17 protein-coding genes are annotated in these 18,810 nt (G+C 72.3%); 7 read left to right on the plus strand and 10 right to left on the minus strand.

The window, feature by feature from the left end; all coding sequences use genetic code 11:
• Nucleotides 1-60: 60 nt before the first annotated feature.
• Nucleotides 61-453, minus strand: coding sequence for a DUF5997 family protein (locus tag ADK36_RS19225; RefSeq protein WP_048580781.1), 393 nt, complete (start codon nucleotides 451-453; stop codon nucleotides 61-63).
• Nucleotides 454-511: 58 nt separating this feature from the next.
• On the opposite strand from ADK36_RS19225, the gene ADK36_RS19230 reads away from it, so the two are divergent.
• Nucleotides 512-1,315 carry a LysR family substrate-binding domain-containing protein gene (locus tag ADK36_RS19230; RefSeq protein WP_053198395.1) on the plus strand — a complete coding sequence of 268 codons (804 nt, stop codon included), beginning with the start codon at nucleotides 512-514 and terminating at the stop codon, nucleotides 1,313-1,315.
• A gap of 21 nt (nucleotides 1,316-1,336) precedes the next feature.
• Here ADK36_RS19230 and ADK36_RS19235 read toward each other — a convergent pair whose 3' ends face one another.
• The 3 genes from ADK36_RS19235 to ADK36_RS19245 form a co-directional block, all read right to left on the minus strand.
• The gene (locus tag ADK36_RS19235; RefSeq protein WP_053198397.1) at nucleotides 1,337-4,159 is read right to left on the minus strand and encodes a beta-L-arabinofuranosidase domain-containing protein; all 2,823 of its coding nucleotides are present in this window, start codon (nucleotides 4,157-4,159) and stop codon (nucleotides 1,337-1,339) included.
• Between the two features lie 166 nt (nucleotides 4,160-4,325).
• Nucleotides 4,326-5,012: an HAD family hydrolase gene (locus tag ADK36_RS19240; RefSeq protein ID WP_053198400.1), complete on the minus strand. Its 687-nt coding sequence runs from the start codon at nucleotides 5,010-5,012 to the stop codon at nucleotides 4,326-4,328.
• 19 nt (nucleotides 5,013-5,031) lie between these two features.
• Entirely contained in the window at nucleotides 5,032-5,511 is a 480-nt protein-coding gene (locus ADK36_RS19245; protein ID WP_048580784.1) for an Lrp/AsnC family transcriptional regulator, read from the minus strand.
• Nucleotides 5,512-5,713: 202 nt separating this feature from the next.
• Here ADK36_RS19245 and ADK36_RS19250 point away from each other — a divergent pair, with 202 nt between their 5' ends.
• Together ADK36_RS19250 and ADK36_RS19255 are read left to right on the plus strand one after the other, a co-directional pair.
• On the plus strand, nucleotides 5,714-7,204 hold the full coding sequence (locus ADK36_RS19250) for an FUSC family protein (RefSeq protein ID WP_053198404.1): 1,491 nt from the start codon (nucleotides 5,714-5,716) through the stop codon (nucleotides 7,202-7,204).
• A gap of 674 nt (nucleotides 7,205-7,878) precedes the next feature.
• The gene (locus ADK36_RS19255) at nucleotides 7,879-8,931 is read left to right on the plus strand and encodes a lactonase family protein (RefSeq protein WP_053198406.1); all 1,053 of its coding nucleotides are present in this window, start codon (nucleotides 7,879-7,881) and stop codon (nucleotides 8,929-8,931) included.
• Nucleotides 8,932-8,998: 67 nt separating this feature from the next.
• Here ADK36_RS19255 and ADK36_RS19260 read toward each other — a convergent pair whose 3' ends face one another.
• On the minus strand, nucleotides 8,999-9,922 hold the full coding sequence (locus tag ADK36_RS19260; RefSeq protein ID WP_107083661.1) for a sirohydrochlorin chelatase: 924 nt from the start codon (nucleotides 9,920-9,922) through the stop codon (nucleotides 8,999-9,001).
• Between the two features lie 120 nt (nucleotides 9,923-10,042).
• The gene (locus tag ADK36_RS19265; RefSeq protein WP_048580788.1) at nucleotides 10,043-11,020 is read right to left on the minus strand and encodes an N-acetylglucosamine kinase; all 978 of its coding nucleotides are present in this window, start codon (nucleotides 11,018-11,020) and stop codon (nucleotides 10,043-10,045) included.
• A 71-nt stretch (nucleotides 11,021-11,091) separates the two neighbouring features.
• Between ADK36_RS19265 and ADK36_RS48900 the strand changes: the two genes are divergently transcribed.
• Together ADK36_RS48900 and ADK36_RS19270 are read left to right on the plus strand one after the other, a co-directional pair.
• Nucleotides 11,092-11,253 (plus strand): hypothetical protein, encoded by a 162-nt coding sequence (locus ADK36_RS48900; RefSeq protein WP_159029129.1) that lies wholly within the window; start codon nucleotides 11,092-11,094, stop codon nucleotides 11,251-11,253.
• A gap of 70 nt (nucleotides 11,254-11,323) precedes the next feature.
• Entirely contained in the window at nucleotides 11,324-12,001 is a 678-nt protein-coding gene (locus ADK36_RS19270) for a uracil-DNA glycosylase (RefSeq protein WP_048580789.1), read from the plus strand.
• A 107-nt stretch (nucleotides 12,002-12,108) separates the two neighbouring features.
• Here the strand turns inward: ADK36_RS19270 and ADK36_RS19275 are convergent, their stop codons facing one another.
• Nucleotides 12,109-13,194, minus strand: coding sequence for a WD40/YVTN/BNR-like repeat-containing protein (locus ADK36_RS19275; protein WP_053198408.1), 1,086 nt, complete (start codon nucleotides 13,192-13,194; stop codon nucleotides 12,109-12,111).
• A 274-nt stretch (nucleotides 13,195-13,468) separates the two neighbouring features.
• On the opposite strand from ADK36_RS19275, the gene ADK36_RS19280 reads away from it, so the two are divergent.
• The gene (locus ADK36_RS19280) at nucleotides 13,469-14,056 is read left to right on the plus strand and encodes an Rv1733c family protein (RefSeq protein WP_048580791.1); all 588 of its coding nucleotides are present in this window, start codon (nucleotides 13,469-13,471) and stop codon (nucleotides 14,054-14,056) included.
• Nucleotides 14,057-14,095: 39 nt separating this feature from the next.
• Here the strand turns inward: ADK36_RS19280 and ADK36_RS19285 are convergent, their stop codons facing one another.
• Nucleotides 14,096-15,769 (minus strand): DNA alkylation response protein, encoded by a 1,674-nt coding sequence (locus ADK36_RS19285; RefSeq protein ID WP_053198410.1) that lies wholly within the window; start codon nucleotides 15,767-15,769, stop codon nucleotides 14,096-14,098.
• Nucleotides 15,770-15,844: 75 nt separating this feature from the next.
• Here ADK36_RS19285 and ADK36_RS19290 point away from each other — a divergent pair, with 75 nt between their 5' ends.
• Nucleotides 15,845-16,603, plus strand: coding sequence for a PaaX family transcriptional regulator C-terminal domain-containing protein (locus ADK36_RS19290; RefSeq protein ID WP_048580793.1), 759 nt, complete (start codon nucleotides 15,845-15,847; stop codon nucleotides 16,601-16,603).
• A 116-nt stretch (nucleotides 16,604-16,719) separates the two neighbouring features.
• Here the strand turns inward: ADK36_RS19290 and ADK36_RS19295 are convergent, their stop codons facing one another.
• Together ADK36_RS19295 and ADK36_RS19300 are read right to left on the minus strand one after the other, a co-directional pair.
• Nucleotides 16,720-17,502 (minus strand): pectate lyase, encoded by a 783-nt coding sequence (locus tag ADK36_RS19295; protein ID WP_048580794.1) that lies wholly within the window; start codon nucleotides 17,500-17,502, stop codon nucleotides 16,720-16,722.
• Nucleotides 17,503-17,534: 32 nt separating this feature from the next.
• Entirely contained in the window at nucleotides 17,535-18,515 is a 981-nt protein-coding gene (locus ADK36_RS19300) for a pectate lyase family protein (protein WP_048580795.1), read from the minus strand.
• Nucleotides 18,516-18,810: the final 295 nt, after the last annotated feature.

The raw sequence follows: 18,810 nt of genomic DNA on the forward strand, positions 1-18,810 counted from the left end.
CCCCCCGCCGACCGAGCCGGTCGGCGGCAGGCGGGCCGGACGCGCGCGGCGACGGTCAGGTCAGGAGCCCTCTGCCGTGCGCTCCGCGTCCCGCTGCCTGAGGCGGGCCGCCTCCTTGCGGACCTCGGCCTGGGTCGCGCGCTCCTTCTGCAGCCACTCGGGCTGCTCCTGCTTCAGCGCCTCGATCTGCTCGGTGGTGAGGGCCTCCGCGACACCGCCGCGGGCCAGCCCGGCGATGGAGACCCCCAGCTTCTGCGCGACGACGGGACGGGGGTGCGGGCCGTCGCGTCGCAGGTCGCGCAGCCACTGCGGCGGGTCGGCCTGGAGCGCGTTCAGCTCCGCGCGCGTGACCACGCCCTCCCGGAACTCGGCGGGGGTGGCTTCGAGGTACACACCCAGCTTCTTCGCCGCGGTCGCGGGCTTCATGGTCTGGGTGCTTTGGTGCGACGTCATGGTCTCAAGGGTATCGACTGGGTGAACCGCCGCTGACCACGGCCGGTAACCTGGCCAGGTGACAGGCTCGGAAGTCCCCCCCTCGTTCAGGCTCGCGTACGTCCCGGGAGTGACCCCCTCGAAGTGGGTGCGGATCTGGAACGAGCGCTTCCCGGACGTCCCCCTCACCCTCCACCCGGTGACCGCCGCCGAGGCGCCGGGCGCGCTCCGTGACGGTGACGCGGACGCCGGTTTCGTACGGCTGCCCGTCGACCGTACGGTCCTCAGCGCGATCCCCCTCTACACCGAGGCCACGGTCGTCGTGGTCCCCAAGGACCACGTCATCGCGGCGGTCGACGAGGTGACCACCGAGGACCTGGCCGACGAGGTCGTCTTCCACCCCCTCGACGACGTCCTCGACTGGGAGCGGCCGCCGGGGCAGCCCGCCTTCGAGCGCCCCGCCACCACCGCGGACGCCGTCGAGCTCGTCGCGGCGAACGTCGGCCTGCTCGTCGTACCCCAGTCGCTGGCCCGTCTCCACCACCGCAAGGACCTCACCTACCGGCCACTCGTGGACGCCCCCCAGTCGAGTGTCGCGCTGTCCTGGCCGGAGGAGGCGACCACCGACCTGGTCGAGGACCTCATCGGCGTCGTCCGCGGCCGCACGCTCAACAGCACCCGGGGTCGTACGACGTCCCAGGCCCCGGCCGCCAAGGAGCAGCCCAGGCGCAAGCACCCCGACGGCGGCCGCGGCTCGGGGAAGCAGCCCGGAACCGGCCGGAGTCACCGTGGGGGCTCCGGGGGCTCCGGGGGCTCAGGCGGGGCCAAGGGCGCCAAGGGTGCCAAGGGCGCCCGGCGAGGCAAGCCCCGCCGCCGGTCCTAGCGGGCGGCGGGGCACGGCGGTTCAGGGGGCGTACGTCGCCTGCTCCGCCGTACGCACCACCGTCTGCCCGGCGGCCTGGCTCAGCCGACCCGCGGTGACCCACGCGTTCACGGTGGACCGCACGCGCGTGACCAGCGCGCCCTTGTTGCCGAACGGAGCCCCGGCCCAGATCTCGTCCAGCAGAGTGGTGCCGTCGGACTTCGCGGGGTTGGCGACGCCGGAGTCGGAGTTGCCGAAGACCACCCGGGGTTCGGAGCGACGGAAGTAGGCGTGGGTCGGGTCCTCGGTGCCCTCGAAGAAGGGGGCGAACTCCGTGCCCGCGAGGGTGTAGTGCAGCGGCTTGCCGCTCACCGGGGCGAGCGAGGGCAGCAGGTCGCCGGAGAGGCCGGCGTTGCGGTACAGGCCCAGCTGAAGGTGGCTCGTGGCGGCGTTGCGGCTGACGAGATTGACCGGGCCGTAGAACAGGGTCTGCAGCGACGGGTCGTCGATCGCCTTCTCCACGCGCAGCCGGAAGGGCATGGAGATGCGCACGGTGTCCCCACTCCGCCATGTCCGCGACACGGTGAAGTAGCTTCCCGGCGTCGGAGTCCCGCTCACCGCACTGCCGTTGACCGTCACCCGGAACCCGGCGGTCGCCCACGACGGCACCCGCAGCCGCAGGGCGAAGGCGGCGCTGCCCCCGCCGATGGTGAGGGTGGTGCCCTGCTCCCGGGGGAAGGCGGTCGTCTGAGTGACCGTCACGCCCTTTTCGGCCCAGGTCAGTCGGGAGGGGCTGTACAGGTTGACGTACAGCGCGCTGCCGTCGGCGGCCTTGAAGTACACCGAGTCCTGGTACTTGGTGGCGCTCTCCATGCCGGTGCCCTCGCAGCAGGTGGTGCCCTGCTTGGGCGTGTAGTCGCGCACATGGCCCGGCGTCAGCCCGATGAAGTACGTGACCAGGGGCTTCTCGGCGTCCGCCTTGTCCTGCTTGGAGCCGAGGACCTGGTTGTAGAGGGCCCGCTCGTAGTAGTCCATGTACTTCGGCTGCTGCTCGTGGAAGAACAGCGTCCGGCTCAGCTTCAGCATGTTGTACGCACAGCACGTCTCGGCGGTGGTGTCGCTGATCGTTCCCGCGATCGCGTCCCGCGCCTTCCAGAACTCGGCGGTGCTGGTGCCGCCGATGCCGTACATGCGGTGCGGCACGACCATGCCCCAGAAGTTCCGGGCGGCGTCCAGGTAGCGGGCCTCGCCGGTCGCGTCGTACAGCCGTAGGTACCCGGTGAAGATCGGTATGTGCTGGTTGGCGTGCAGCCCGTCGAGGATGTCGGTGTTCGCGGCGGAGTTGTCGATGAGCCGGTCCAGGTCGAACAGCTTGGCCAGCGCGAGGTGTTCGGCCTTGCCGGTGATCGCGTGCAGATCGCAGATCGCCTCGACGATGCCGCCGAACTCGCCGCTGGAGAACAGCCCCCACATCCGCTGCAAGGTGGCCTCGGGCAGTTTGGACAGCCGCGCGTACATCCAGTCGCACATGCCGGACGCGAGGTCGAGGGCCCGCGCGTCCTCCGTGGTGAGGTAGGCGTCCAGCACACCCCTGAGGATCTTGTGCGCGGTGTAGTACGGCGCCCAGACCTTCGTGTAGTCGCTGGCGGTCCTCGACTCCAGGTCGATGAACTGCGTCTCCGGGTACGCCGCCAGGAACCCGGGGTGACTGGGCCCGCCCCAGGTCCGGCGCAGGGTCGCGGTGAGGCCACGGCCGGAGGCGTCCGCGAAGGTGCCGCCGGAGGTCTCGTCGAAGGCGTACGACGCCAGGTTGCCGCGGCCGGCCGGGGCGTCGGCGGCCCGGCGGCTCTGCAGGTCCGTGATCTCGGCCGCGGTCAGGGCGCGCGACCAGACGTTGAACTCGTCGTAGGCGCCCGCGAAGACGGGGTCGGTGGCGAAGTTGGAACGGCCGAGCCAGTTGTTGGTGAGAGTGCCGAGGGCGGCCGGGGTGAGGGTCATCGCCGTGTTGCGGGCCACGGCGGTGCCGTTGACGTACAGCGTGCCGGTGCCGCCCGCGATCGTGACCGCGAGGTGGCTCCACTGGTTCAGCGGCAGCGCGGCGGTGCCGTCGATGCCCTGCTCGCCGCCCGGCCCGTTGGTCGTGAGGGCGAAGCGCGGCACGCCGGCGGCGTTGCGGGCGGCCAGATACATGTACCGGGTGTTGTTGTTCCCGAAGTCGAAGACCCGCGTCCAGTTGGCGTCGTGGGTGGGCTTCACCCAGGCGGACAGGGTGATCGCGGAGGCGCCGCCGAGGACGGCGGCGGGGAGGTCGACGTACTGGTAGGACCCGCGGACGTTCTCGGCTGCGGTACCGAACTTCCCGCTCACGCTCAGTACGGCGGGATCCTTGCGCAGGGCGGCGCGCACCTCGGTCAGCGCCCCGACCATGGTGCGGATCCTGTCGATGAACACCTGCTCGCCCGTGCCGGCGTACGCCTGCGACAGCATGGTCAGGAAGTGCCCGGTGTAGTGTCCGCGCAGATTGCCGTTCGCCTCACCGTCCAGGCCCTCCCAGCCGCCGGGCGCGACCGCACCGCCGGTGGAGAGCCCGGCGTTGGCGCGGAAGACCTGCAGCAGCCGGTTGACGTCGTAGCCGCGGGCGTGGTCGAGCATCAACTGCCGCTTGTCGGCGAAGAGCCCGGGCCTGAGGGCCACGTCGTCGAGGGCGAAGGGCTGGACGGTCCAGCGGGCGGGGGTGGCGGTCACGGCCTGCGCCTCCTGGACGGCGGCCGAGGCCCGGCCGGTTGCCGTGTAGCTGATCGCGGGGGCCGCCGCGGCGAGGGCGGCGGCCTGGAGGAGGGATCGTCTGGAGAGGGGCGGTGCCATGGGTGCCTCCACGTGGGGGGTCGCATGTTCGGTATAGCGAACGACGTACGGACAGTCGACCAGACGATAGGGAGGGGGCGGGCAGGGGTCAACGGGTCTGGAGGGTTTAAGTTCAGGCCGATTCCGGTGAGGGCTCCGGCCGTTCGGCCCGTCGACGGATCAGGGGCTAACTCGTCCGGCACAGCCAGTCGTAGGCCGCGCGGGCCGAGAACTCTCCCTGGCCGCCTCGCAGCAGCAGCCCGGCCGTCGCGAACTCCGGGGCATCGGCCTGTGCGGCCACGTACGGGATCGCTATGCAGCGCATGCCGGCCGCGTGCGCCGCGGCGGCGCCGGGGGCCGCGTCCTCCATGACCACGCAGTCGCCGGGTGCGACGCCCAGTCGGCGGGCCGCCTCCAGGAAGACGTCGGGGGCGGGCTTGCCGCGCTCGACCTCGTCGGCCGAGACGACCGTGCGCAGATGGGCGTCCAGGCCCGTGCCGGCCAGGATCTCCGTGATGGCCTCCAGCGACGACCCCGACGCCACGGCCATCGGAACGCCCTCGGCTGCCAGCAGCTCCACGAATCCGCGCATCTCGGGGTACGCGCGCGTGGCGGTGCGGGCGAGGTCCAGATAGCGGCGGTTCTTGGCGGCGAGCAACTCCTCGACGGAGGGCCGAAGGCCGTACTCCCGCTTCCAGAGCGTGACCGTCTCCAGTGTGCTGATGCCGACGTAGCGCTCGTGGTCGGACCAGGTGAAGTCGGGAACCCCGTGCTCGGCCAGGAGGTGACGCCCGGCCTCGTAGTAGGTGGGCTCGCTGTCCACGAGTGTTCCGTCGAGATCGAAGATGACCGAAGTGTTCCTGAGGCCGCTCATGACCTCAGCATGTCAAAGGTCATTTCGGGGCCGCAGCCCGCCCGATCGACTCCACGAGCGGCAGTAGTCGGTGCGGCACGCGCTCACGCAGGGCCACCTCGGTGCGGGTACGGACCACGCCGGGCAGGCTGATCAGCTTCTGGATCACGTCCTCCAGGTGGGCGTTGTCGCGTGCCACCACCCGGGTCAGCAGGTCCCCGCCGCCCGTGATCGAGAAGGCCTCGACGATCTCCGGTACGGCGGCGAGCTCGTCGCCCACGTCGTCCAGATGCCCCTGGGTGACCTCGATGTGCACGAACGCCAGCACCGGGTGGCCGAGGGCGGCGGGTGACAGCATCGGCCCCGTGCCGGTGATCACGCCGTCCCGCTCCAGCCGGTCCAGCCGGGCCTGCAACGTGCCGCGCGCCACGCCGAGGATGCGGGCGTACTCGCGCACGCTGGTACGGGGCTGCTCCAGCAGCAGCCGCAGGATGCGGGTGTCGAGCTCGTCCACGGCCATGGCGTCCACCTTCCCTCACCCCTCGTCCGTCATGGTCCGTTGGCCCGCCGATGGACGTAAAGGGGCTGCCATTTCTATACCAACGGCTCAGCATTCTAGGTGGCGCTTGAGCCAGGTTGCCTCTTGATGCTGCAATGAACCCGTCGATGGCGCTGCGGACCCCGCGGCGCCTTTTTCATGCCGGTGCGGAGGGGCGGAAACAGTGCTGAAGAGGGTGTTCGCGGCGTCGGACCCGGGGCGGGCGCGGTTGCGCTTCGCCGTGCGGGCCGTCCTCGGCATCGGGCTCGCGGTCGTGGTCTGCGCACTGGCCGGACACTCCCTCGTCGGTGCCGTCACCGGCGGGCTCGCCGCGCTGCTCGCCCTGTTCACCGTCACCGACGCCACCGTCCGCGGGCAGATGGTCACCACCGCGCTGCTGCCGCTCGTCGGCCTCCCCGTCCTCGCGGCGGCGGCCGAGCTGCACGACTACCCGGTCGCCCGCGACCTCACCTTCCTCGCCGTCGTCGGCGCCGGCGTGTACGCCCGCCGCTGGGGGCCGCGCGGGCACAGCCTCGGTGTGTTCGCGTTCATGACCTTCTTCGTGGCGCAGTTCCTCCGGGCGACCCCGGGGCAGCTGCCCGAGCTCTACGCCGCCGTACTGCTGTCCCTGCTCACCGCGGCCGCGGTGCGCTTCGGGCTGTGGTGCTACGAACGCCGCCTGCCCCCGGCGCCCGTGCCCGCACCGCCGGGCGGCAGCGGCCTGGCCCGCGTGACCACGCGCCAGGCCATTCAGGCCACCGCCGGCGCGGGCTTCGCCCTCGTCGTGGGCCAACTGGTGTCCGGACAGCGCTGGTACTGGGCCGTCGGCGCCACCTGGTGGATCTTCGTCAACACCACCTCGCGCGGGGAGACCCTGGTCCGCGGCTTCCGCCGGGTCCTCGGCACGGTGATCGGCATCGGCCTCGGCCTGCTCGTCGCCGTCCCGCTGCACGGCGCGGCGGTCCCCACGGCCGCGCTCCTCGCCGTCTGCGTCTTCGGCGTCTTCTACACGGCCGCCGTCTCCTACACCTGGATGATGCTCTGCGTCACGGTGCTCGCCGAGCTCCTCTACGGCCTCCTGGGCGTCCTCGATCCCGCCCTGCTGGCGCTGCGGCTCGCCGAGACCGGCGTCGGGGCGCTCGGCGCCGTGCTGGCCGTGCTGTTCGTGCTGCCCGTCACCACCCACGCCGTCACCGACGCCTGGATCCAGCGGGCCCTGCGCTGTGTCCACGCGGCCACCGCCGAGGCCGCCGCACGCCTCGCCGGTGACGAGAGCGCCGACCCGGCCTCGCGGGTGGCCGAACTGGAACAGCTGCTCGGCCGGGTACGGCTCGCGGTCGCCCCGCTGGTGCACCCGCTGAACCCGATGCCGGCCCGCAAGCGCCGCGCCCGCCACGTCCTGGCCCTGCTGGACGACTGCGCCCGCGAGACCCGCGGCCTGGTCGCCGTCGCCGCCGACCCGGTGGCCTCGCACGACGCCCGCCTGGCCGCCGCCTGCTGGCGCGTCGAGGCCGCGGTCGAGGCGCTCACCGGTGGCGCGGACGTCACCGCGCCCACCGTACGTCCGACGGAGTCCGACCCCGCGCTGGCCCATCTGCACGACCTGGAGCGGGCTCTCGCAGAACTCGCCCAGCCGCTGCGCGCACCGTCCGGGTCGCCGCTCGTCGGCGCCTGACCCCGCCGGTCGGAACGGCCCCTCGGGCCGTCCGGTCGCTTTTGTCGGCCACCTGGAGGGTGGATCAGGCCATCCGGCGGGTAATTCCGCCTCCATCGGCCCCACTCGCCCGCGAGCCGCGCGGGAGCGGCCCGCGGGCGGGCCCTCAGGGGCAGTACTGTCCGGGCGGCCGGGCTCCAGGGCCCCGCCCACGCTGAAGGACGGCCCGCGACTCCCCGTGCGGCACGACTGGCCGCCGTACACGCTCCGTCGCGCCGCCGCCGTGCGGCCGGGGCGGATCCTCGCGGATCGTGTCGCCGGTCTCGGGCGGCGCGCCACGCCCGTCGTCCGTCGCAGCCGCGAGACGGGGGAGCGGCGTCCCGCCGGCGCACGTCACCCCTAGGGCCTGTATTGAGTTGCTCCGTGGAGGAAGGAGCGGCGTTCGGTGCGTGCTCTCGGCGTGCCGGACGAATGTCCTCGTAGCGGAGCTACTAGGGCATTTGGCCGGTGCGGCGAGAGTGCGTGCCGGGCGTCGCGACGCCGCGGAGCAACTCAATACAGGCCCTAGGTCAGGGCGGCCCGCGCGAGGGCGGCACGCGACCCCACACGCCGACGACTCGGCACCCTTGGTCTAGACCGATCATGATCCGCTGCTACCGTCACCCCGAACGGCACCCGACCGAAAGGGGACAGCGGTGACAGACGGTGGCAGGCGGGCGGCACGGGCCTACATCGGGTCGTTCACGGCGGCCGGCGGACCCGGGATCGTGGCGGCGTCCGTGGCCGCGAACAGCGGCGCGCTGACCGTCCTCGGAGGCACGGGCGACGTGCCCGATCCCGCGTACCTGGCCCTGTCGCCCGGCGGCGACACGCTCTACGCGGTCAGTGAGACGGCCGAGGGCGCGGTGGCCGCGTACCGCGTGACCGGGGGCAAACCGGAGCTCATCGGATCACCGGTACCGGTGGGCGCCGGCGGACCCACGCACCTCAGCCTCTTCGCCGGGCACGTCCTGACCGCCAACTACGGCTCCGGCAGTGTCACCGCCGTGCCCGTCCGCCCCGACGGCAGCCTCGCGGGCGCTCCGTCCGCCGTCCTCCAGCACACCGGCTCGGGCCCGCACACGCCACGCCAGCAGGGCCCGCACGCCCACCAGGTGCAGCCCGCCCCGAGCGGCCGCTGGGCGGTCAGCGTCGACCTGGGTACCGACTCGCTGCGGGTGTGCACGCTGACCGACGGCACCCTCGACGTCCACCGGGAGATCGCCCTGCGGCCCGGCTCGGGACCCCGCCACCTGGCCTTCCACCCGCACCGCCCCTACGCGTACGTCGTCAACGAACTCACCCCCACCGTCACCGTCTGCCACTGGGACACCGACGACGGCACGCTGAAGCCGCTGGCGGAGGTGCCCGTACTGGCGGGTGCGCCGGCCGACGACGCCTATCCCTCGGGGATCGTCGCCTCGCCCGACGGCCGCTTCGTGTGGACCGCGACGCGCGGCGAGGACGTGCTGTCGACGTTCGCCGTCGAGGGCGAGGAACTGCGGCTGACCGGAACGGTCACCTGCGCCGGACACTGGCCGCGCGCGCTCACCGAGGCGGGCGGCTTCCTGTACGTCGCGAACGAGCGCTCCGGGGACGTCTCCTGGTTCGCCGTGGACCCGGACACGGGACTCCCGCGCTACGAGGGCTCGATCGAGGTGCCCGCGGCGTCCTGCGTGGTCATCGGCCCGGAGGCCGGCGGGGCCTGACCGCACGCCGAAGGGCCCGCTCCCGGCTGAGGAGGGGCCCTTCGGCGTTACGGCTGTGCGGTGCGCGTCAGCGGACCGGCGTGCCCTGCGGCTGCGGCGGGGCGATGCCCAGCGCCGTCGTGTACTTCGACAGGGCGAGCTTGCCGATCGCCGGGTACGGGCCGAGCGCCTCGGCAGCGGAACAGCCCGCCTCCTGAGCGGCCTCCGCGACCAGGCTCGGGTCGATCTCCGGCCCTATCAGATACGGCGCCAGCGCCAGCTGCTGGGAGCCCGAGGAACGCAGCTGGTCGGCCACGGCCGAGATCGAGCCCTCCTGGTCCAGGGCCGCCGCCATCACCGGCACGGCCAGGCGCGCGGCGAGCAGCATGCCGGTGATCCCGGCCGCCTGCACGGCCTCCTCGCCGCCCACAGAGGCGAGGATGATGCCGTCCGCGGCCGTGGCCACGGTGAACAGCCGGGCGCGGTCGGCGCGGGCCAGGCCGGCCTCCGACAGGCGCACGTGCAGCGCCTCGGCGAGCAGCGGGTGCGGGCCGAGCACATCGGTCAGATCGGCCGCGACACGGCTGTCCATCACGGCCTGGCGGATGACGCGCAGCAGCGCGTTGTCCGGGCCGGCGAGCAGCGGCACGACGACGGCGACGGGGCCCTCCGGCTCCTTGGCCTCCACACCGGCGGCGATCGCCTGCTCATAGCGGGCGGCGCGCTCCTCGGCCGCGTGCACCAGCACCGACTGGAGGGTGGGGAACTCCACGTCATCACCGTCGACGTACCCGATCCGGGCGTCGAGGCCGGGGAGCTCGGAGCGGGCGATGCTCACGACCTCCTCGGCGAGGCCGCGGGTGGCGGCGCTCGGAGTGCCCGGCACCGCGAGAACGAGCGCGGGCGCGCCCTCGGGAGCCGCCAGGGGCTCGGGTCGGCGGTGCCGCCCGGGCTGACGAGGTCGCGGCATTCGTACTGGCAGGCCGGACGCGGGCCCAGTGGGGGAGCTCATGGCGACGCATGTTACTGGCTTCTTGGGCTCCCCTGTTCGGGGAGGGTGCAGGTGAGCGGTATCCGTCCGCTTTTGTCTGATTGAGTTACCTACGGTCCGGAACCGGGTGGCGTCGGTGGATCAGTCCCTCTTTCCGCTCACCACACAGAGCATCACATCATCACTCGGCAGAGTGAGCCCGCCCGTCGCCAGACCGGTCGCGATGCGCACCGCTCCCTGGAGCGGATCCCCGGCGGCAGGCACATGCCGTGCGTGCGGCAGCCGCTTCGACAACTCCTCCTCCAGAGGTTCGAGAAGAGGCGCGCCCATCTGGAACAGGCCGCCGGTGAGCGCGACTTGGGGCTCCCCGGTCGCGGGGCAGACGGCGGCCGCGGAGTCGGCCATGTGCCGTGCGGCGGCCAGCAGGATGTCCGCGGCCACCGGGTCGCCGTCCGCGCAGGCGCCCACGTGCGGAGCGAAGGAGGCGAGGACGGCGGGACGGTCCGGGCGCGGATAGAGCTTCCCGGGCAGCCCCGGCATCGGGCCGAACAGCTCCTCGGCGGCGGCCAGCAGTCCGGCCGACCCGTCGGGCCGCCCGTCGTACGCCCGCAACGCCGCCTCCAGCCCGGCCCGCCCGATCCAGGCACCGCTGCCACAGTCTCCGAGCAGATGCCCCCAGCCGTCCGCGCGGGTCCAGCGCGCCAGGTCGGTGCCGATCGCGATCAGTCCTGTACCGGCGGCGAGCACGGCACCGGGCCGGGCCCCGAGGGCGCCGGCATAGGCGGTGACGGCATCGGCGGCGAGTGCGACGCGCTCGATGCCGAACTCCCGCTCCAGCGCACCCGGCAGTTCGGCGCGCAGGGCGTCCCCCAGGCTGGCCATCCCGGCCGCCCCGACCGCGGCCGCGCCCAGCCCGGTGACACCGGCCTCGGCCACCGACGCCCGCACCATGGGCACCAGTTGCGCCATCAGATGATCGGGGTCGATACCCCGGTCACCGGTTCGCACGGGCTCACGGGACTCCCGCCGGGCCAGACCACCACGGCCGACGGTTCCGACGACGACCCGCATACCGGACCCGCCGGAGTCGACGGCGAGAAACCCGGAGCCGCCGGTCACGGCAGTCGCCGGTCCACCGGCTGCCCACCCGGTCCGACGGGGGAGCGAAGGACGGAACGAGGACGACGGCCATGGCGACGCTGATGACCATGGCGGAGTGGCTCGACCGCTGGACGGAACAAGCTCCCCTCCTTCCCGGTGACCGGCTGCGGGACCGGCTCGACGGGTTCGAAGAATCGACGCCGAAGATCTCGACGACAAAGATCTCGATGAGGAGGAAGGGTAGCGCCTGAGGGGCCGCCCGCGGGGGGAGGCTTCCGTGTATATGCGGGGCCTCTGTGGGTGCCAGTAGAGTGACGCGCCGTGGCACCACGACCCTTGCATGAACTTGTTGAAGCCGGCTGGGCGAAAGCTCTGGAGCCCGTGGCCGAACGCATCGCCGCCATGGGGGACTTCCTCCGGGCCGAGATCGCGGCGGGCCGTACCTATCTTCCGTCCGGGGCGAACGTCCTGCGGGCCTTCCAGCAGCCCTTCGACGACGTCCGTGTCCTGATCGTGGGTCAGGACCCCTACCCCACGCCGGGGATGGCGATCGGGCTGAGTTTCGCGGTCTCGCCCGAGGTGCGTTCGCTGCCGGGCAGTCTGGAGAACATCTTCCGGGAGATGCACTCCGACCTCGGGCTGCCCAGGCCGTCGAACGGCGATCTGACGCCGTGGACGCAGCAGGGTGTGCTGCTGCTCAACAGGGCCCTGACGACGGCCCCGCGCAAGCCCGCCGCGCACCGGGGCCAGGGGTGGGAGGAGGTCACGGAGCAGGCCATCCGGGCGCTGGCCGCGCGCGGCAAGCCGCTCGTGTCGATCCTGTGGGGTCGTGACGCGCGAAATCTGCGGCCGTTGCTGGGGGATCTTCCGGCGATCGAGTCCGCGCACCCGTCACCGATGTCCGCCGACCGGGGCTTCTTCGGCTCGCGTCCCTTCAGCCGGGCCAACGACCTGCTGATCCGGCAGGGCGGACAGCCGGTGGAGTGGCGACTGCCGTAGGGCAGGGTGCGCCGGCCCGGCTGGCGGCCCGGCGACCGGAGTCGGTTCTGCCGTGGGGGCAGCGGCGATCAACCGGTCGCCGAGGCCGGCCCGTGAGCCGCGACGGCTCAACCGACCACCGCGGCCCTGACGCAGAGCACGTCCGGCAGATGCGATGCCAGTTGCCGCCAGCTGTCGCCGTCGTCGGCCGACGCGAACACCTCGCCGTTGCGGTTGCCGAAGTACACGCCCGCCGGGTCCGCGTCGTCGGTGCACATCGCGTCGCGCAGCACCGTGCCGTAGTGGTCCTCCTGGGGCAGCCCCGCGGACAGGGGCTCCCAGCTCTTGCCCGCGTCCGCCGTACGGAAGACGCGACAGCGGTGGTCGGCCGGGACGCGGTCCGAGTCGGCGTTGATCGGGAACACGTAGGCCGTCTCGGCTCGGTGGGGATGCGCCGCGGCCGCGAAGCCGAAGGTGGACGGCAGGCCCTCGCCGATGTCCGTCCAGTGCGCGCCCGCGTCGTCGCTGCGGTACACGCCCCAGTGGTTCTGGAGATAGAGGCGGTCCGCGGTCGTCGCGTCCTGCGCGATCTTGTGCACGCACTGGCCGAACTCCGGGTTCGGATCCGGCAGGAACACCGCGGAGACGCCGGAGTTGGACGGCGCCCAGCTCGCACCGCCGTCGGCCGTCCTGAACACGCCGGCGGTCGACACGGCGACCGTCACGGCCTGCGGGTCGCGCTTGTCGGTGATCACGGTGTGCAGCCCCTCACCGCCGCCGCCCGGCACCCACTTCGACCTGGTCGGGTGCTCCCACAGCGGGCGGACGAGGTCGAAGGTCTCGCCGCGGTCCTCGGAGCGGTACAGCGCGGCCGGTTCCGTGCCCGCGTACACCACGTCCGGCTCCGCGGCCGCCGGGTGCAGCTGCCACACCCGCTCCAGGGAAGCGCCCGTGTCCTTCGGGAACCTGACGGCCGGCCGGGCCGGTTCGGTCCAGGTGTGGCCCAGGTCGTCGGAGTGGAACACGGAGGGACCCCAGTGCGCGCTGTCGCCGCCGGCCAGCAGGCGCGGACGCTCGCCCCGGGTGTCGATGGCGACCGAGTACACGGCCTGGGCGTTGAAGTACGGGCTCTCGTCGAACTCCCAGGTGTCACCTCGCCTCCGCCCGATGAACAGGCCCTTGCGGGTTCCCACGGCGAGCAGTACCTCGGTCATGCCGGTCACCTCCGCGACGTCTTTGTCTCAGGTACCGGCCAGTCTGCACCTCGGCACTGACAGTCACCTCTGGAACGGCTTGCGTCGCAGGTCAGGGCGGCGAGGATAGCTCGCCGCCGCGGATTGCGGGGCGCTTTCGCGAGACACCCGCGGGCGTCGCGTGACCCGTGCCACGGTCGATCCCGGCAGGTGCCGTGAGCATCCGCCTGCCGTCTCCCGTATGGGAGGGCGGTGGGTCCGGCTTGTTCGTGCGCTCATGAGGAGGAAGCCTTCGATGGCGTTCCGTGGTCCGAAGGTCTGGCTGTGGCGGTGGCGGCGCAATCCGCTCAGGCGCCGGGCCGACGCGGTGGAGGGCTGGGTACTGCTCGCCGCCTGGGCGGTCACCGCCCTCGCCGGAGTACTCGCCGGCCTGGCGACGGCCGGCACGGTGGAGCAGGGCATGGCCCGTGAGCGCGTCGAGTGGCGGCCCGTGGTGGCCCTCCTCACCGAGCAGGCGCCGGGCACGCCCGACTCCCGCGTCGGCACGCCGAGCAGCGAGCAGGTGTGGGCGAAGGTCCGCTGGAGCGCGCGGGACGGTTCCCCGCACACCGGCCAGGCCCGCGTCCGGCCCGGCAGCGGCGTCGGCATGCCGGTCACCGTCTGGACCGACCCGCAGGGCCGCCTGGTGACCCGGCCCGCCACCCCCTCCGAGGCCCGCACCCGGGCCACCCTGGTCGGCGCGCTCGCGGGCGTCAGCGCGGCGTGCGTCCCCTTCGTCGCCGGCCGCGCCCTCCGCAGCCGTCTGGAGAGCCGGCGCGTCGACCAGTGGGGCTACGAGTGGGCACGGTTCGGACCGTTGTGGGGTGGGCGGACGACGGGGTGACGGCTGAACGGGGGGCGGGCAGGGCGCCCCGAGCCGGCCTCACCCCTCACCCGGCAGCGCCCGTCCCAGAATCCCGTCCACGTCGGCGGCGTCCGGCAGTGTCCCGAACGCGTGCCCCCAGTCACCGCCCAGTCGGGTCGCGCAGAAGGCGTCGGCGATCGCCGCGGGGGAGTGCCGGACCAGCAGAGAGGCCTGGAGGGTCAGGGCCATCAGCTCGACCAGGCGGCGGGCGCCGGCCTCGGAACCCGTCGCGAGCCGGCTCTTCAGACGGGTGACGGCCGCGTCCAGCCGGGCGTCCGCTCCCTGCGCGAGGGCGAGTTCCGCGAAGAGCGCCTCCGCGGTGCCCGGCTCCCTGCTCAGCGCCCGGAGGACGTCGAGGGCGTTGACGTTCCCCGAGCCCTCCCAGATCGAGAGCAGCGGAGCCTCCCGGTAGTGGCGGGGCATGCCCGACTCCTCGACGTAGCCGTTGCCGCCGAAGCACTCCAGGGCCTCCGCCGTGAAGGCCGGACCGCGTTTGGTGACCCAGTACTTGCCGACGGCGGTGGCGATACGGCGGAACGCCGTCTCCGCCCCGTCCGCGTCGGCTCCGCGCACCGCCCGGTCGGCCGCGCCGGCCAGCCGTAGCGTCAGCGTCGTGGCGGCCTCGGACTCCAGCGCCAGGTCGGCCAGGACGTTGCGCATCAGGGGCTGGTCGATCAGCCGGGCGCCGAACGCGCTGCGGTGGCGGACATGGTGCCCTGCCTCGACGAGCGTCTTGCGCATCAGCGTCGCCGACGACATCACGCAGTCCAGCCGGGTGCAGTTGACCATCTCGATGATCGTCTTGACGCCCCGCCCCTCGGGCCCCACCAGCCAGGCGACGGTCCCGTCGAACTCGGGCTCGGAGGAGGCGTTGGAACGGTTGCCCAGCTTGTCCTTCAGTCGCTGGATGCGGAAGGTGTTGCGGCTGCCGTCGGGCAGGACACGCGGCACGAGGAAGCAGGACAGACCGCCGGGAGCCTGCGCCAGCACCAGGAAGACGTCGCACATCGGCGCAGAGGTGAACCACTTGTGGCCCCGCAGCGTGTACACGCCGGGCTCGGCGGTCGGGGTCGCCACGGTGGTGTTCGTACGGACGTCGGAGCCGCCCTGCTTCTCGGTCATCCCCATGCCCGCCAGCAGACCCGGCTTCTCGGTCGGCACGCGCAGCTCCGGGTCGTACTCCCGGCTGGTCAGCAGGGGTTCGTAGACCTTCGCGAGCTCGGGTTGCCGACGCAGCACGGGGACGGCGGCGTACGTCATCGACGTCGGGCAGCCGTGGCCCGCCTCGGTGTGCCCCCACACCAGCCCGCCCGCGGTCCGGGCCACATGCGCGCCGGGCCGCTCGTCCGCCCAGGGCGCCCCCGCCAGCCCCTCGGCGACCGCGACCCGCATCAGGTGGTGCCAGCTCGGATGGAACTCGACCTCGTCGACGCGATGGCCGTACCGGTCGTGCGTACGCAGCTCGGGCTCGTGCCGGTTGGCCAGCTCGCCCCACTCCTGCGCCTCGACGCTCCCCGCCCGCGATCCGAGCCGCCGGATGTCCTCCTCCGCCCACCCGGCTCCCTCGCGCCGCAGCCCTTCGAGCAGCGCCGTGTCCTCGGACGCGTCGTACGGGGCCAGGGGAGGGGGCTGGTTGGTGACGTCGTGGGTGGCGTACTGCCCGGACAGCTCCTGTGCCGATGTCGAGACCATGTCGCCAGTGTTGCATCATCGCTGCGGTCGCAGCAATCCTGTAATACGTCGGGTCGGCACGTAAGGTACCTGGCCATGCGGAACAACGCGTCACTGACGGCCGACGAGGTGGAACTGCGCCCGCTGTCCGCCCGGTCGGTCGTCCTGAGTCTGCTGCTGGGGCTGCATCCCCCCGAGCTTCCGGTGAAGGACCTGGTGGGCGCCGTGGAGCCGTTCGGGATCGCGCCGTCCACGCTGCGGGCCGCGCTCAGCCGGATGGTGGCGGCCGGCGATCTGCGGCGCGCGGACACCGTGCACGGGCTCAGCGAGCGGCTCCTGGAACGCCAGCGGCGCCAGGACGACGCCGTCCACCCCGCCACCCGGCCCTGGGGCGGGGACTGGGAGATGGTCGTCGTCACGGCCACGGGCCGGGGCGCCGCCGAACGCGCCGAACTGCGCACCGAGCTGACCCGGCTCCGGCTCGCCGAACTCCGCGAGGGCGTCTGGCTGCGCCCGGCCAACCTCCGCCGCACCCTGCCGGACGACCTCGGTGAGGTGGCACAGTGCTACACGGCCCGCCCCGAGCGCGCGGCCCGGGAGCTGGCCGCGGACCTGTGGCCGCTGGACGCGTGGGCCGCCACAGGCCGCGCCCTGCTGACCCATGTCGAGGGCGCCCGGCGCCCGTCGGATCGTTTCACCGGTTTCGCCGCCGTCGTACGGCACCTGCTCGCCGACCCGGTGCTGCCGCCCCCGTTCCTCCCGGCCGACTGGCCGGGCGAGCGGCTGCGCGCCGCGTACGCGGACTACCGACGGGAGTTGGCGGAGGACGTACGCGCGCGTGGCCTTCAGGAGTGACGCGGGTGCGCAAGAACGACGAATGCTGCCGAACGACACGGCGGCCGTACGGAGCGCCGTGCGGGGACGCTCCGTACGGCCGCTTTCACCGTGGGGGGACTACATGTGCGCGGGACCTACCTGTAGGTGATGTCCGATGTGGAGTACAGGCAGTTCGTGCTGTCCGGCCCTGTACCCACCGCGGTGGTGTTGTTGTACTTCTGGCAGGGGACGACCTTGCGGCTGGAGTCGTTGAGGATCGTGATGCCGCGCAGGGTCGCCACGTCGCCCCGGTTGACGTTGATGCCGACGAGGCGCGCGGTCGACCCCGTGCCGGTCACCTCGATGTTGCTGAGGTTGACCTTGCGCGTGTACTGCGTGGAGCAGTCGCCGCACGAGCGGTACAGCGTCTTGAACTCGCTGACGGCGAAGTTGGAGATGTTCACCGTGCCGGGCCCGTTGTGCTGGAAGACCTTGTCGGCTGCCTTCTTCGCGCCGCCGCCGATCACGTTGTAGGTGGAGCCGCCCCGGAAGGTCGCCGCGTCCTCGCCGACGTCCTCCCACCACACGTTCTGCAGCGTGCAGTTGCCCTCGCAGTGGATGCCGTCGGCGCCGGGCGCACCGATGATGACGTTCTTCAGCGTCGCGCCGGCCGCGAGCTTGAAGATCGGGTCCTGGCCCTCCTCCTGGCCGTCACCGGCCAGGTCCCCGGTGCCGTAGAACTTCTTCATGCCGTAGTCCTTGGTGCCGGACACGGAGATGGTGGAGGAGGTCCCCTGGCTGCCGTTGGGCGTCGGCCAGGTGGCGGCGCTCGCCGGCGGTGCGGCGAGTGTCGTGATCATGACAGACGAGATTCCGAGTGCGGCCAGGCCGCCGGTCAGCGCGCGCCGGCGGGCGCGGGGCTTTGCGGTTGAAGTCATGTCCCGTATGCCTTCTTCCGGTTGGGGGGTGATCAGATCTTTCCGGCGCCCGCGCCGGACGTCACCGAGGCGACGACGGTGGACGCGGACTCCGCGGTGTAGCTGTAGGGCGGCGAGGTGAAGGTGCCGACCTGGGAGATCTCGGTCGCGGCCCCGCCGAGATCGTTGCCGCGCAGATTGGCGTGGCCGTCCACGTCGCTGCTGCGGTTCGTGGTGACGGCGATCTTCGTGTCGCGGAAGACGTTGTTCTCCACGAGCATCTGGGCGCCCATGCGCGAGTGGCAGGCGGTGTCCGCGCCGGCCACGTAGTTGTTGTAGAAGTGCCCGGTGCCGAAGCGCAGGCTGGGGATGCGCGAGTAGACGTTGCTGAACTGGTTGTGGTGGTACGTCACCTTCAGATGCCCGGTGTCCTCGCTCGCGTTGTTGTCGCTGTGACCCACGAGCGAGCCCTTGAAGTGGTCCTTGAAGGTGTTCCAGGACACCGTGACGTTGTCCGAGCCGTGGTTGATGTCCAGCAGGCCGTCGTAGTAGTCCTTGTCGTGATTCCGGTCGGCCGAGAAGGAGTTGTGGTCGATCCACACCTTCGTCGACGCCTGGACCGTGATGCCGTCGGCCGGCGCCACGGGCTTGCTGATGTTCAGGTTGCGGACGACGACGTTGGTGACGTTCTTCAGTCGCAGCCCGCCCCCGGTGAACCCGGACGACGAACCCACGCCCAGCACCGTGGTGTTGGAGCCGACGTCGACCTGACCGCTCAGCGGGATCAGGCCGTTGACCCGGACGACCTTGGCCGAGTTGCCGGTCACCGCCGTCCTGAAGGCGTCCAGGGTCGACACGGTGACGGCCGAGGCGCTGCCGCCGCCGGTCGTCCCGGCGCCGAATCCGATCGGCGAGGTCTCGGCCGCCCCGGCGGGCTGCGGCAGGACCATGACGGCCGCGGTGGCGAGGGCGGCTGCGGCGGCCGTCACCAGGGCGGTTCTCTGCGGCCGTGCACGTGGGGGGAGAGTGCGCATGCGGGTGTGTCCCTTCAGAAGGACGTGCGAACACGTACATGAACGATGTGCTTCATGCTGAACACCGCGAGCGGACGGGGTGGCCATGTGGGGGGTTTCGTCGTGCGGCTCGGTCACCCTGCTGAACGGAACGTAGGGGGCAAGCGCTTTCTGGTCAACGCTTTGCGCAGAAGAATCCGTCAGTCCTGGTGGGAGTAAGGGCTCTCTTCATGGTGGCGTGGGAGCGCTTCCATGATGAGCGTGTCCATGCCACGATGCCCTCGGGGCGCTTTCCCGCGAGAGGCGAGTCAATGCC

The organism is Streptomyces viridochromogenes (assembly GCF_001270495.1).
Lineage (GTDB): Bacteria > Actinomycetota > Actinomycetes > Streptomycetales > Streptomycetaceae > Streptomyces > Streptomyces viridochromogenes_A.

Excerpts from the sequence above, each read along its gene's own strand:
- ADK36_RS19280 (WP_048580791.1), top strand. The coding sequence starts at position 13,469 with ATGGCGTTCCGTGGTCCGAAGGTCTGGCTGTGGCGGTGGCGGCGCAAT.
- ADK36_RS19260 (WP_107083661.1), bottom strand. The coding sequence starts at position 9,922 with ATGAGCTCCCCCACTGGGCCCGCGTCCGGCCTGCCAGTACGAATGCCG.
- ADK36_RS19275 (WP_053198408.1), bottom strand. The coding sequence starts at position 13,194 with ATGACCGAGGTACTGCTCGCCGTGGGAACCCGCAAGGGCCTGTTCATC.
- ADK36_RS48900 (WP_159029129.1), top strand. The coding sequence starts at position 11,092 with ATGGCGACGCTGATGACCATGGCGGAGTGGCTCGACCGCTGGACGGAA.
- ADK36_RS19245 (WP_048580784.1), bottom strand. The coding sequence starts at position 5,511 with ATGGCCGTGGACGAGCTCGACACCCGCATCCTGCGGCTGCTGCTGGAG.
- ADK36_RS19225 (WP_048580781.1), bottom strand. The coding sequence starts at position 453 with ATGACGTCGCACCAAAGCACCCAGACCATGAAGCCCGCGACCGCGGCG.
- ADK36_RS19240 (WP_053198400.1), bottom strand. The coding sequence starts at position 5,012 with ATGAGCGGCCTCAGGAACACTTCGGTCATCTTCGATCTCGACGGAACA.
- ADK36_RS19300 (WP_048580795.1), bottom strand. The coding sequence starts at position 18,515 with ATGCGCACTCTCCCCCCACGTGCACGGCCGCAGAGAACCGCCCTGGTG.
- ADK36_RS19235 (WP_053198397.1), bottom strand. The coding sequence starts at position 4,159 with ATGGCACCGCCCCTCTCCAGACGATCCCTCCTCCAGGCCGCCGCCCTC.
- ADK36_RS19290 (WP_048580793.1), top strand. The coding sequence starts at position 15,845 with ATGCGGAACAACGCGTCACTGACGGCCGACGAGGTGGAACTGCGCCCG.
- ADK36_RS19285 (WP_053198410.1), bottom strand. The coding sequence starts at position 15,769 with ATGGTCTCGACATCGGCACAGGAGCTGTCCGGGCAGTACGCCACCCAC.
- ADK36_RS19295 (WP_048580794.1), bottom strand. The coding sequence starts at position 17,502 with ATGACTTCAACCGCAAAGCCCCGCGCCCGCCGGCGCGCGCTGACCGGC.